Below are 12,953 nucleotides of genomic sequence, written 5' to 3' on the forward strand. Positions count from 1 at the left end.
TTCAAGATGAGGTATCCCACTCTACTTTGTAGGGGTAAGGCCCCCAGCTAGACGACTGGGTTGATAGGCCGGAGATGTAAGCTCGGTAACGGGTTGAGTTGACCGGTACTAATAGGCCGAGGACTTGATTACGAAGCTGCTACGCGTCCACTGTGCAACTCTGAACGGGCAAGCGACCCACGTGTGTGTTGGTGGGGTTGTTTGGTATGTTCATAGAGTTACGGCGGTCATGGCGGAGGGGAAACGCCCGGTTACATTCCGAACCCGGAAGCTAAGCCCTCCAGCGCCGATGGTACTGCACTCGGGAGGGTGTGGGAGAGTAGGACACCGCCGGACATTCTTTCCAGTCGAGGGCCGCCCCTATGGGGGTCGGCCCTCGATTGTGTGGTTGTGGGGTGTGGTGTGGTCGGGGTCATCCTTTTGTGGGGGTGGCCCTGAACCGTCTCCGGGAACCGGAAATGCGGCACCCTGCGGCCCGGCAGGCCGCAGGGCGGTGCCGCCGTGATCAGGCGCTCTCTGGTTCGGACAGGGAACGCAGTGCCGGCCGCAGCCGAATCTGCCCGACGGCACGGTCGTACCCGGCGAACATCAGGAACGGGTCGTCGCCGCTGCCGACCTGGCACATGGATCGGATCCAGCCGATCGGCCTGGGGTTCAGCAGCATCTGCAGCAGCGGCCCCGTGCCCAGTGATCCCCGGCGCGTCATCGTCACCGGATCGAACAGCGAGATACCGACGCCGTCGCCGGCCGCCGCGACGAGCACCTCACCGTCCACCGTCACCGGGCAGAGGGCGTACCTGGGTGAGTCGTCGTCGAAGGAGCCGAGGGCCGCGCCGGTGTCGAGGTTCCACAGACGTACGGTGCCGTCGGTGGCGGCCGACGCGAGCCGGACGACGCCGTCCACGGTGACCGCGCAGAGGGCGTTGACGCTGCTGCCGTGGGCACTCATCTGGAGAGGCGGCCGTCCCTCGGCGGGATCCCACAGCCGGACGGCCCCGTCGGCGTACGCGGCAGCGAGGATGACCCCGTCCTCGCCCGCGATGGTGCACAACGCCTGGACCGCCGCGCCCACGCCGTACCCGATCAGCCCGACCTGCCGGCCGGTCTCGGGATCCCAGAGGCGTATCCCGCGGTCGCCGCCGCCGGAGGCGAGCAGGACCGTCCCGCCGGCCGGCACGGCGCACAGAGCGTTCACGGGCGCCAGGTGACCGGCGAGGGCGTGCACCGCCTCCCCGGTCGCCGGGTTCCACAGGTGCACGGCCTCGCCGTACCCGGCGGAGGCGAGCAGAGTGCGCCGGGGCGTCTCGATCGCACAGACGGCCCGGACCAAACCGGGGGTGAGTCGGCTGAGCTGCCGGCCCAGCGTTTCGGGCAGCGGGTCCGGGAAGATGCCCGCGAGGTCGATGAGCACGCCGGAGGAGCCCATCGTCCGTAGGTCCTCGCCGGCGGCCGGGTCGCCGATCCCGACAAGGTGCCCGATTCCGCCGTACGCGGCCAGGGGGCGGCCGTCCACCGTCACCGGCGTCGCGGCGGCGTGCCAGGGCCTGGTGAACGTCAGCATGGTGCCGACGAGCAGCGTGCCGCCCGCGACGACGCCGCCCAGCAGCGCGCCGGGCCACCGGTGCGCCGACTGCACCCCGGGGACCACCGCGACGGCGGCGAGATACCAGAGCGCGGGCACCGCGAACCGTCCGACGACCCGGGCCACGGCGAGGATGTCCGGGGGGAACGGTTCCGCGCGCAGCGCGCCGGCGCCGCCACGCAGCAACGAGAACAGCAGCGACAGCGCAACGAGCACCGCGACCACGATCGCGGACGGACCGAACTGCCCGGTGAACGCGGCCAGCAGAACGAACGCGACGGCGGTCGAGCCCACGCCACGGATCCACGGCGCCACCCGGCTGAAGACGATCCGGGCCAGCCGCAGGGTGAGGACCGCGCCGACCGTCGTCACGACCGCGGTCGCCGCCAGCGGCCAGAACCCGTCGAGCCGCAGGGCGTCCGGTTGTGTCCAGCGCACCGCGACCAGCAGGAGCAGCGTCGCGGCTGTCACCAGAAGGAGTCGTGCCATGCAGTGACCTCGCAGTGCCCAGGCCCGGCCGAGCCGGGGTTCCATGAGGGTCGAGCGGATGCGGGTCCGATTGTGTCAAGTGGACGCCACGCCGGTGGCGGCCCGGGACTACTCGAAGCGGGACGGGTCCCCGGCGCCGACGCGGACGATCTCGGGTTCGCCGTCGGAGAAGTCGACCACCGTGGTGGGTTCGGTGCCGCAGTCGCCCGAGTCGAGGACCGCGTCGACGACGTGGTCGAGGCGTTCCTTGATCTCCCAGCCCTGCGTCATGGGTTCGTCGTCGCCGGGCAGCAGCAGGGTGCTCGACAGCAGGGGCTCGCCCAGCTCGGCGAGCAGCGCCTGGGCGACGGTGTGCGCGGGGATGCGGACGCCGACCGTCTTCTTCTTCGGGTGCAGCAGCCGGCGCGGCACCTCCTTCGTGGCAGGCAGGATGAAGGTGTAGCTGCCGGGGGTCGCCGCCTTGACTGCGCGGAAGACGGCGTTGCCGAGGTGCACGAACTGGCCGAGCTGTGCGAAGTCGTGGCAGACCAGGGTGAAGTGGTGGCCGGTGTCGAGGTGGCGGATCTCCCGGATCCGGTCCAGGCCGTTCTTGTTGCCGAGCCGGCAGCCCAGGGCGAAGCAGGAGTCCGTGGGGTAGGCGATCAGGCCGTCCCGGCGGATGAGGTCGGCCACCTGACCGATGGTGCGGGGCTGCGGGTTGTCCGGGTGCACGTCGAGGTACTTCGCCATGGGCGGAAGCTTAGGCCCACGCCGGGCCCTGTCGTCTTCCTGACAGTGTTCGATTGGCTTAAAGGTAGACAGTCATCGTTGTTTCTATGGTCGTTCGATCGCCCCGTGGGGGCGGGTACGGAGACATGCTGCGTCCTGCTTCGATGCCCGGCTCCGTACGGGTCACCGTGCTCGCCTTCGCGGTCCTGACGCTGCTGTTCGCCCTGGCGACGGTGCACCGGCTGCTGGTCGAGGGCGGGTCGCTCGGCGCCGCGTTGTTCTTCGCCACCATGGCAGCCGCGTGTGCGCTGGTGGCGGGGAGTCTGTCGGCCCGCCGGCCGTGGGCGGCCTACCCGGCGTACACGCTGTCCGGCCTGTTCGCCGCGGCCTCGCTCGGCCTCTTCGGCGCGATCACGATCGTCGGGGTGGGGCTGCTGGCCTGGGTGCTCTGGTCTCTCAACACGCGACCGGCCCGCGACTGGCTGGGCGGGCGTCGCCGGCTGCGGTGACGCCGGCGGGGCCGCCGGCCCCAAGCCCGCCGTGCGGGCGCGGCGGTGGCCCGCAGCGCGTTCGGCCTTGTGCGTCGTCCCCGGGCCGTGGCCGCCGTCCCCCGGGCACCGTCGGCGAGTGCCCTGCTTAGGCGTGTGCGGCCAACGGTCTTTGGTGGTTTCCTACAACGTCGGCCGCGTAGCCTGCGCTGTCTGCGACATGGCGCCGCCCGCCGGTACACGGAAGGGTGGGCACTGCCGGGGCCGCAGTGTCGCGCGCGCCCGTCGTCGGTCTACAGGAGGGCTGGGTCGGTGTTCAGTCGTGTCGCCATCGTCAACCGTGGAGAGGCCGCGATGCGGCTCATCCACGCCGTCCGGGACCTGGCCGCCGAGACCGGGACACGGATCGAAACCGTCGCCCTGCACACCGACGTCGATCGCGCGGCCACCTTCGTCCGCGAGGCCGACCTGACCTACGACCTCGGTCCCGCGTCCGCGCGCCCGTACCTCGACCTGAAGGCCCTCGAACGCGCGCTGGTGGAAACCGGGGCCGACGCGGCGTGGGTCGGCTGGGGCTTCGTCGCGGAGGACCCGGCGTTCGCGGAGCTGTGCGAGCGGGTCGGCGTCACCTTCGTCGGGCCGAGCGCGGACGCCATGCGCAAGCTCGGCGACAAGATCGGCGCGAAGCTGATCGCCGAGGAGGTCGGCGTGCCGGTCGCGCCGTGGAGCCGCGGCGCGGTCGAGACCCTCGACGCCGCCCTGGTCGCCGCGGCCGAGATCGGCTACCCGCTGATGCTCAAGGCGACCGCGGGCGGCGGGGGGCGCGGCATCCGGGTGGTCAGCAACTCCGACGAACTCGCCGACGCCTACGAGCGCACCAGCCAGGAGGCGGCGCGCGCGTTCGGTAGCGGCGTGGTGTTCCTGGAGCGCCTGGTCACCGGTGCCCGGCACGTCGAGGTCCAGGTGATCGCCGACGGCGTCACCGCATGGGCGCTCGGCGTGCGCGACTGCTCGGTGCAGCGGCGCAACCAGAAGGTCATCGAGGAGTCGGCGTCGCCGGTGCTCAGCGCCGCGCAGGCCGCCGAACTCAAGGCGTCGGCCGAGCGGCTCGCCGTCGCGGTCGGTTATCGTGGCGCCGCCACCGTCGAGTTCCTCTACCACCCCGGCGACCGGCTCTTCGCGTTCCTGGAGGTCAACACCCGGCTCCAGGTCGAGCACCCGATCACCGAGGTGACCTGCGGGTTCGATCTGGTCAAGGCGCAGCTGCACGTGGCCTCGGGCGGTCGGCTCGACGGCGAGCCGCCGGCCGAGCGTGGGCACGCCGTCGAGGCCCGGCTCAACGCCGAGGACCCCGACCGCGACTTCGCCCCCTCCCCGGGCCGCATCGCGCGGTTGGACCTGCCCGCCGGGCCGGGCATTCGCGTGGACACCGGCGTCAGCGAGGGCGACACCATCCCCGCCGACTTCGACTCGATGATCGCGAAGATCATCGCGTACGGCCGGGACCGCGACGAGGCGCTCGGCCGGCTGCGCCGCGCCATGGCGGAGACCACGGTGATCATCGAGGGCGGCGCGACGAACAAGAGCTTCGTGCTGGACCTGCTCGACCAGCCCGAGGTGATCGACGCCAGCGCGGACACCGGCTGGATCGACCGCGTCCGCGGCGAGGGCCGGCTCGTGACGCACCGGCACTCCGCCGTCGCGCTGGCCGCCGCCGCCATCGAGGCGTACGAGGAGGAGGAGCGTGTCGAGCGGCAGCGGCTGCTGTCGACGGCGTTCGGCGGACGCCCGCAGGTGCAGCACGCCAGCGGCCGGCCGCTGGACCTCAAGCTGCGCGGCGTCGGCTACCGGGTGCGCGTCGCGCGGGTAGGCGCGCACCGCTTCCGGGTCGGCATCGAGGCGGGCGACGGCGTGCGCACCGCCGACGTCGAACTCGACCGCTTCGATCGGCACACCGGGCAGATCGTCGTCAACGGTGCCCGGTACCGCCTGCTCACCGGCACCCACGGGCCGGTGCACCTGGTCGAGGTGGACGGCGTGACGCACCGCGTCAGTCGCGACGAGGGCGGCGTCGTCCGTTCGCCCGCGCCCGCGCTGGTCGTCGCCACGCCGCTGGAGGTCGGCGCCGAGGTCGAGGCGGGCGCGCCGGTGCTGGTGCTGGAGAGCATGAAGATGGAGACGGTGCTACGGGCGCCGTTCCGGGCGCGGCTGAAGGAATGCGCCGTCTCCGTCGGCAGCCAGGTGGAGACCGGCGCGCCGCTGCTGCGGCTGGAGCCCCTCGCCGACGACACCGAGGCCGAGGACACCTCGGCCGCCGGGGCCGTCGAGCTGGACCTGCCCGCCGCCCCCGCGCCGATCCCGCCGCGCGAGCGCACCACGCGCGGCCAGGAGGACCTGCGCAGCCTGCTGCTGGGCTTCGACGTCGACCCGCACGACGACCGCCGGGTGCTCGACGGCTACCTCGCGGCGCGCCGGGCGGCCACCGAGGACGGCTACCGGCCGCTGGCCGAGGAGCTCGGGCTCGTCGACGTGTTCGCCGACCTCGCCGAGCTGAGCCGCAACCGGCCGGCGGGCGAGGACGGCGACGGCCACGTGTTCAGCGCCCGCGAGTACTTCCACACCTACCTTCAGTGCCTCGACGTCGAGCGGGCCGGCCTGCCGGAGACGTTCCAGGCCAAGCTCGCCAAGGCCCTCGGGCACTACGGCGTCACCGAGCTGGAGCGTACGCCCGCGCTCGAGGCCGCGGTGTTCCGGATCTTCCTCGCCCTGCAGCGCGCGTCCGCCGACGCCACGGTCATCGCGACGCTGCTGCGCGAGTGGCTGCGGGAGCCGCCGCCGGACGAGGTGCTGCGCGAGCCCGCCGGCCTCGCGCTGGAGCGGTTGGTGGCCGCGACGCAGGTGCGCTTCCCCGTGGTCGCCGACCTCGCCCGCGGGGTGGTGTTCGCCTGGCTCGGCCAGCCGTTGCTGCGCCGCAACCGGGCCCGCGTCTACGCGGCCGTGCGTCGGCACCTGCGCCACCTCGACGCGCACCCGGACGCGCCGGACCGCGCCGAGCGCGTCGCCGAGATGGTACGCAGCACCGAGCCGCTGGTGCGGCTGCTCGGCCAGCGGCTCGTCCGCGACCATCTGGACAACGCGGTCATGCTGGAGGTGCTGACCCGGCGGTACTACGGCAACAAGGGCCTCACCGGCGTGCGTACCAGCGAGGTCGCGGGCTGCACGTTCGTGGTCGCCGAGCGCGCGGACTCGCGGGTGGTCTCCGCCGCGGTGCGGTTCGAGGCGCTGGGCGACGCGCTGCGCGGGCTCGCGGAGCTGGCCGGCGGCGAGGACGCCGTCGACGCCGACATCTACCTGGCCTGGGAGCGGCAGCCCGAGGACTCCGAGGCGATGGCGGCGGCGCTGCACGAGGTCGTCGGCGCGTACCCGCTGCCGAACCAGGTCCGCCGGATCACCGCCACCGTCGCCGGCCGCAGCGGCGCGGTGATGCACCACCACTTCACGTTCCGCCCGTCGACCGCCGGGATGGTCGAGGAGCGGCTGGTCCGCTTCCTGCACCCGTACATCGCGCAGCGGATGCAGCTGGAGCGGCTGCGCAAGTTCGACCTCACCCGGTTGCCGTCGTCGGACGAGGAGGTCTACCTCTTCCGGTGCGTGGCGCGGGAAAACCCGTCGGACGAGCGCCTCGTCGCGTTCGCCCAGGTGCGCGACCTGACCGAGCTGCGCGAGCACGACGGCCGACTGGTGGCCCTGCCGACGGCCGAGGACACCGTCGCCGCCTGCCTCGACTCGATCCGGCGCGCGCAGTCGCGGCGGCCGTCGAGCAAGCGGGTCAACACCAACCGGATCGTGGTCTACGTCTGGCCGCCGAGCGACATCACCCGCGCGGAGCTGGAGACGATCGCCGGGCGGGTGCTCCCGACGACCGCCGGCGCGGGGCTGGAGGAGATCCTGTTCATCGCGCGGCAGCACGACCGGGACACCGGCGAGCTGACCAAGATCGCCGTGCGGGTCTCGTTCGACGCCACGGGCGGCTGGGAGCTGACCGTCGGTGAGCCGTCGGACGAGCCGGTCGAGCCGCTCGACGAGTACCGGCAGAAGGTGCTGCGGGCCGCCAGCCGCAACACGGTCTACCCGTACGAGCTGACCGCCCTGCTCGGCGAGTTCGTCGAGCACGACCTCGACGAGCGGCACGCGCTGGTGCCGGTCGACCGGCCCCGGGGCCGCAACACGGCGGCGATCGTCGCGGGCGTGGTCACCACCCGGACCGCCCGGTACCCGGAGGGCGTCACCCGGGTCGTGCTGCTCGGCGACCCGACGAAGTCCCTCGGCGCGCTGTCGGAGCCGGAGTGCCGGCGCGTGATCGCGGCGCTGGACCTGGCCGAGCGGATGCGGGTGCCGCTGGAGTGGTACGCGCTGTCTTCCGGCGCGCGGATCTCCATGGAATCCGGCACCGAGAACATGGACTGGGTGGCCGCGGCGCTCAAGCGGATCGTCGAGTTCACCCAGGACGGCGGCGAGATCAACATCGTCGTCGCGGGCATCAACGTCGGCGCGCAGCCGTACTGGAACGCCGAGGCGACGATGCTCATGCACACCAAGGGCGTCCTGGTGATGACGCCGGACTCGGCGATGGTGCTCACCGGCAAGCAGTCGCTCGACTTCTCCGGCGGCGTCTCGGCGGAGGACAACTTCGGCATCGGCGGCTACGACCGGGTGATGGGCCCGAACGGGCAGGCCCAGTACTGGGCACCGAACCTGACCGCCGCGCGGGACGTGCTGATGGCGCACTACGACCACACGTACGTCGCGCCCGGCGAGTCGGCGCCGCGTCGGGCGACCACGACCGACCCCGTCGACCGCGACATCTCCGACTTCCCGCACGTCATGGCGGGCAGCGACTTCACCACGGTCGGCGAGATCTTCTCCGCCGAGGCCAACCCGGACCGCAAGAAGCCGTTCGACATCCGCAGCGTCATGCGGGCCCTGTCCGACCAGGACCACCCGGTGCTGGAACGCTGGGCGGGCATGGCAGACGCGGAGACCGCGGTGGTGCAGGACGTGCACCTCGGCGGCATGCCGGTGTGCCTGCTCGGCATCGAGTCGCGGTCAGTGCCCCGGCGCGGCTTCCCGCCCACCGACGGCCCGGACACCTACACCGCGGGCACGCTGTTCCCGCGCTCGTCGAAGAAGGCCGCGCGGGCGATCAACGCGGCCAGCGGCAACCGGCCCCTCGTCGTGCTGGCGAACCTGTCCGGCTTCGACGGCTCGCCGGAGTCGATGCGCAAGCTCCAGCTGGAGTACGGCGCCGAGATCGGCCGGGCGATCGTGAACTTCCGGGGGCCGATCGTGTTCTGCGTGATCTCGCGATACCACGGCGGGGCGTTCGTGGTCTTCTCGAAGGCGCTGAACCCGAACATGACCGTGCTCGCGCTGGAGGGCTCGTTCGCCTCGGTGCTCGGCGGCGCCCCCGCCGCCGCCGTGGTGTTCTCCGGCGACGTCAACGCCCGCACCGCCGCCGACCCGCGCGTGCGGGACCTGGAGGCCCGCGTCGCGGCCGCCTCCGGTACCGACCGCGCCGCGTTGACCGCGGAACTGGACGAGCTGCGCTCGTCGGTTAGGGCGGAGAAGCTCGGCGAGGTGGCCGCCGAGTTCGACCGGGTGCACAACATCCAGCGGGCGGTCGAGGTCGGCTCCGTCGACGCCGTCATCCGCGCCGCGGAGCTGCGACCCCGGATCATCGAGGCCATCGAGTCCGGCGCGCGCTGAACGGCACTCCCGGTCGGCCGGAGCCCGAGGGCACCGGCCGACCGGGCTGCTAGCCCAGGCTGACCCAGTCGGTGGCGACCGCGTACCCGTCGGCGCGGGCGGACAGCCGGACCGGACCCGACGGGGGCGCGCCCAGCGAGAAGAAGCCCACCTCGTCGACCGGCGACTCGTCGTACGGGCCGGTGGCCGTCCGGGCGGTGACCCGGCCGCCCCGGGGCGGGGAGAGCTGACCGATGATGCCGGCCTCCGTCACCTCGATCTCCAGCACCACCTGCCCGCTGCGGAACGACAGGGTGCGCGCGGAGCCGCCCGAGCGGGTCAGGCCGGCCGGCTCGGCGTCGCACGCCGAGTCGAACATCAGCTCGGCGACCGCCAGCTCGGCGTCGACCGTCCGCCAGGCGAACGCCGCCCGCGCCGCGGTCAGGAACTCCTCCGGGACCGGCCCGGTGTCCCACAGCGCGGCGCCCAGCTCCACGGTCAGGGCGTCGTCATCGGCCGGCGGCCACGGCGCCATCGCGTTCACCCCCGCTCGTCTCGACGCCACGGCGCGCCCCGAGGAACGGGGCGAGCGCTCGGCAGGTGCGCAGCTTGCGTAGGCAACGTGCCTGGGTCGGGCCGATGCTGCCCACCGGCATGCCCAGCCGTTCGCCGATCTCCCGGTAGCTGACCGGCGGGTCGGCCGTCAGCAGGGCCAGCAGCTCCTGGCAGCGGGACGGGAGTTGCGCGAAGCCCTCCCGCAGCGCCTGTCGCCGCTCGGCCCGCAGCAGCGCCTCGTCGGGCGCCGCCGCGTCCACCAGCGACCCGTTACGGACGTCGAGGGCGTCGTCGTACGGGTCGACGGGCCGGCTGCGGCGGTCTAGGCGGGACAGCCGGTAGCACTCCCGCCGGGTCGTGGTGGCCAGCCAGGCAGCCAGCGCCTCCGGGTCCCGCACCTGGTCGAGCCGCTCCACCAGGCGCAGCCAGACGGTCTGGTTGACGTCGGCGGCGTCGGCGCGGCTCATCCCGTGGGCCCGGATCACCGCCACCACCAGCGGCGTGTAGCGGCGTACGAGCTCGGTCCACGCCGCCTCGTCCCCGCCAGCAGCCGCCGCCACCAGGCGGGCCGCCGTCGCGTCGCTCACCGCGCCTCCCCGTCGCCCGTCGCGCGGCTCATGCGACGAGCACCCCGTAATCGGGATGCCAGCGGGGGTTCGCCAACAGCGCGAGCCGTGCCGCGTCGGCGCTCAGGCCACCGGCGGTCATCATCGCGGCGAGCCTACCGGACACGTACCCCGTGGCGAACGAGCTGCCCGCCCACGTGGCGAAGCCGTAAAACACCTGGGTCGGTCGTCCCGGCAGCGGCAGTTGACCCTCGACGTAGGTGCTGTCGCGCTCGCCGAGGGCGCAGGCGTCGACCCACGGGCCGAAGCCGCTGTAGGGTGCCGGCACGAAGATTCCGCCGTCGCGGCACACCGCCGCCACGGCCAGCACCCGCTCCAGGGCGGCCGGCCAGGAGGGGCGGCTGCTGCCGGCGTTGCCCGCGGCGGCCACTACGGCGGTCTGGGGCGGCAGGGCGGCCACGGCGTTGACCAGCGGCAGCGGGGGTACGTCGTCCTGGGTGAAACCGCCGAGGGACAGGTTGACCACGGACACCTGCGGCCCGAGGCGGGCCATGGCGGCCACCAGCATCGCCTCGTCCCCGACGCCGGTGGGGTTCAACGCCTGCTCGGGGTCCACCCGGACCCCTGGCGCGGCCTGCCGGATGACCCCGGCGACGAAGGTGCCGTGCCCACCCTGCGTGGCCAGCGTGGTGCCGGAGACGTACAGGGCGTCCACGTCGTCGGGCTCCGGCAGGTAGCTTCCGCCGAGCCACTGGGGGTGCCAGGCGCCCGCCTGCTGCCAGATCCCGGTGTCGCAGACCCCGACGGTGACCCCGGCCCCCTCGCCGAGGCGAGCCGGGTCCGGCGGCGGCAGCGCGGCCGTGGCCCGGGGCGGACTGCCAGGGTTGCCCATGATGTTGCCCAGGCCCAGCAGCACGTGGTGGGGCTGCACCACAGGGACCTTCTGGCCGGGCCACTGCCTCGGGTCGCGCAGCGCCGTCACCACTGCGGGGACGTCGGTTTCCTTGGCGAACAGCAGCCGGGTGACGCCGGCGAAGCCGGCCCCCATGGTCACCTGGTGGCCGCGTGAGCGCAGCCAGGAGAAGACCCGCTGGGCGTCGGCGTCGGCGGCGAGCAACTGCCGGGGACGGTAGAGGAACTCCCGGCCCGACGCGGTGTACCGCCGCACGTCCGGGTCGGCGGCCAGCGCGGTGGAGAACGCCTTCTGGTAGGCGTCGTCGTCCGCGTCCTCGGCCGCCGCGGCGGCCGGCCGCAGCCCGCTGCCGAGCGGCACCGCCGTGGCGCACGCGGCCAGTGCCAGCAGCCCCCGCCGGGACAGCCGACCGGTGGACAGTGGCGTGCGGGGGCGGTCAGGAAGCACCGGTCCTCCAGGCGGTCGCGAATTGCGCGGTCGGTGTCCCGGTGCGACAGCACTTCGGGGCGCTGTCGATTCTTCCAAAGCATAGTTGAAAGTCAATTGTATGAACGGTTCGTCTAATGCGTGCAAATTCCACTGCCCGGCCCCGGATTGACGGTGGACGGTTCATCGGGAACGCTGTCTGGCATGGCCGACAGCGCCGGTTCCGCCGGCACGGCCCAGTCCGCGCTCGACGCCGTGCAACGCTATCCCCACGAGGCGATCGCGATCGCGCAGCGGGTGCTCGCCAACGGTCACGCCGTCGCCGGTGACGAGCGGTCCACCGCCGAACGGGCGATCGGCCTGGCCCTGCGGGAACTCAACGACCTGCCCGGGGCGTTGCGTCACCTGCGCCGGGCGGAACGGGCCGCCAGCACGCCCCGGGCGCGGGCGTTGGCCCGGATGAGCCTCGGCTACGTGCTGGCCAACGCCGGCCGCACCGCTGCGGCCCTGCGGGCCGTGACCGCCGCGCTGCCGCAGCTCACCGGTGCCGACGCCGGGCGGGCCCGGATGCAGCGGGGCGTGGTGCTGCACTACCGCGGCCGGTACGACGAGGCGGTGCGCGACTACTCTCTCGCGGTCGAGATCGCCCAGCGCGAGGGCGACCCGCTGCTGGAGGCGAGGGCCCGCAACAACCGTGGCCTGCTCAACGCCCACCGGGGCGCGCGGGGCCGCGACGACGACCTCGCCCGGTCGGCGGCCATCTTCGAAGGGCTCGGGCTGGACCTCGCCGCCGCCGACGCCCGCTGGAAACCTGGGCATCGCGGCCGGTCAGCGCGGCGACACCGTGGGGGCGCTGCGCTGCTTCGCCGAGGTCGAACAGGAGTACCGCCGCCTCGCCGTGCCCCGGCCGGCGTTGCTGCTGGACCGCTTCGAGCTGCTGCTGTCGGTGCCCCTGGTGGACGAGGCCGTAGAGGTCGCCGGCGTGGCCGTGCGGGAACTGAACCGCCGGGGGATGGCCTCCGACCTCGCCGAGGCACTGCTGGCCCGGGCCCGGGCCGCGCTGCTCGCCGGCGACCTGGACACCGCCACCGACACGGCCGCCCAGGCGCGGGCCCGGTTCCGCCGCCAGGGCCGCCGCACCTGGGCCGCCTTCGCCCGGCACGTCGAGCTGCGTGCCGAGTTCCGCCGGGGCACCCGATCGGCGACTCTGCTCACGGCGTTGGTGCGTACCGCCGGCCAGCTCGACGCCACCGGCTGGCCCGGTCCGGCGCTGACCACCCGGATCGACGCCGGCCGGCTGGCCGCCGCGCTGGGCCGCGCCGACCGCGCGGCGAGCCTGCTGGACGCGGCGGCCCGCGCCCGGCGGCGGGGCACCGCGCCCGCCCGCGCCCAGGGGTGGTACGCCCTGGCGCTGTCGCACCGCCTCGCCGGGGACGACCGCGCGGCGGCGCGGGCGCTGCGGCGGGGGCTGGCCGTCCATG

The 12,953-nt window shown here is 73.5% G+C and carries 9 protein-coding genes and 2 rRNA genes; 5 read left to right on the top strand and 6 right to left on the bottom strand.

Annotated elements, in window-relative coordinates; translation table 11 throughout:
* Together MCAG_RS00005 and rrf are read left to right on the top strand one after the other, a co-directional pair.
* Nucleotides 1-132: ribosomal RNA gene (locus tag MCAG_RS00005) — 23S ribosomal RNA — on the top strand; the annotation flags it as partial.
* Nucleotides 133-219: 87 nt separating this feature from the next.
* Nucleotides 220-336: ribosomal RNA gene (gene rrf, locus MCAG_RS00010) — 5S ribosomal RNA — on the top strand.
* Between the two features lie 169 nt (nucleotides 337-505).
* Here rrf and MCAG_RS00015 read toward each other — a convergent pair.
* Together MCAG_RS00015 and MCAG_RS00020 are read right to left on the bottom strand one after the other, a co-directional pair.
* Nucleotides 506-2,071, bottom strand: a complete 1,566-nt coding sequence (locus MCAG_RS00015; RefSeq protein ID WP_036371677.1) for a WD40 repeat domain-containing protein — start codon at nucleotides 2,069-2,071, stop codon at nucleotides 506-508.
* 108 nt (nucleotides 2,072-2,179) lie between these two features.
* Nucleotides 2,180-2,800, bottom strand: coding sequence for an L-threonylcarbamoyladenylate synthase (locus tag MCAG_RS00020; protein WP_007070955.1), 621 nt, complete (start codon nucleotides 2,798-2,800; stop codon nucleotides 2,180-2,182).
* Nucleotides 2,801-2,925: 125 nt separating this feature from the next.
* Between MCAG_RS00020 and MCAG_RS00025 the strand changes: the two genes are divergently transcribed.
* On the top strand, nucleotides 2,926-3,288 hold the full coding sequence (locus tag MCAG_RS00025; protein ID WP_232290017.1) for a hypothetical protein: 363 nt from the start codon (nucleotides 2,926-2,928) through the stop codon (nucleotides 3,286-3,288).
* 291 nt (nucleotides 3,289-3,579) lie between these two features.
* Entirely contained in the window at nucleotides 3,580-9,033 is a 5,454-nt protein-coding gene (locus MCAG_RS00030) for a carboxyl transferase domain-containing protein (protein WP_036371679.1), read from the top strand.
* A gap of 49 nt (nucleotides 9,034-9,082) precedes the next feature.
* Here the strand turns inward: MCAG_RS00030 and MCAG_RS00035 are convergent, their stop codons facing one another.
* From MCAG_RS00035 to MCAG_RS29375, 4 genes are all read right to left on the bottom strand, one after another.
* Nucleotides 9,083-9,547: a hypothetical protein gene (locus tag MCAG_RS00035; protein ID WP_007070958.1), complete on the bottom strand. Its 465-nt coding sequence runs from the start codon at nucleotides 9,545-9,547 to the stop codon at nucleotides 9,083-9,085.
* Complete coding sequence (locus tag MCAG_RS00040) at nucleotides 9,522-10,154, bottom strand: RNA polymerase sigma factor (RefSeq protein ID WP_007070959.1); 633 nt, start codon at nucleotides 10,152-10,154, stop codon at nucleotides 9,522-9,524. The genes MCAG_RS00035 and MCAG_RS00040 overlap by 26 nt, the downstream gene beginning before the upstream one ends.
* A 28-nt stretch (nucleotides 10,155-10,182) precedes the next feature.
* Nucleotides 10,183-11,493: a S8/S53 family peptidase gene (locus MCAG_RS00045; protein WP_157547752.1), complete on the bottom strand. Its 1,311-nt coding sequence runs from the start codon at nucleotides 11,491-11,493 to the stop codon at nucleotides 10,183-10,185.
* A gap of 162 nt (nucleotides 11,494-11,655) precedes the next feature.
* Nucleotides 11,656-12,291, bottom strand: coding sequence for a hypothetical protein (locus MCAG_RS29375; RefSeq protein WP_007070961.1), 636 nt, complete (start codon nucleotides 12,289-12,291; stop codon nucleotides 11,656-11,658).
* Nucleotides 12,292-12,316: 25 nt separating this feature from the next.
* Between MCAG_RS29375 and MCAG_RS33130 the strand changes: the two genes are divergently transcribed.
* A partial coding sequence (locus MCAG_RS33130; protein ID WP_198141443.1) for a hypothetical protein occupies nucleotides 12,317-12,953 on the top strand: 637 nt, incomplete at its 3' end.

The organism is Micromonospora sp. ATCC 39149 (assembly GCF_000158815.1).
Classification (GTDB): domain Bacteria; phylum Actinomycetota; class Actinomycetes; order Mycobacteriales; family Micromonosporaceae; genus Micromonospora.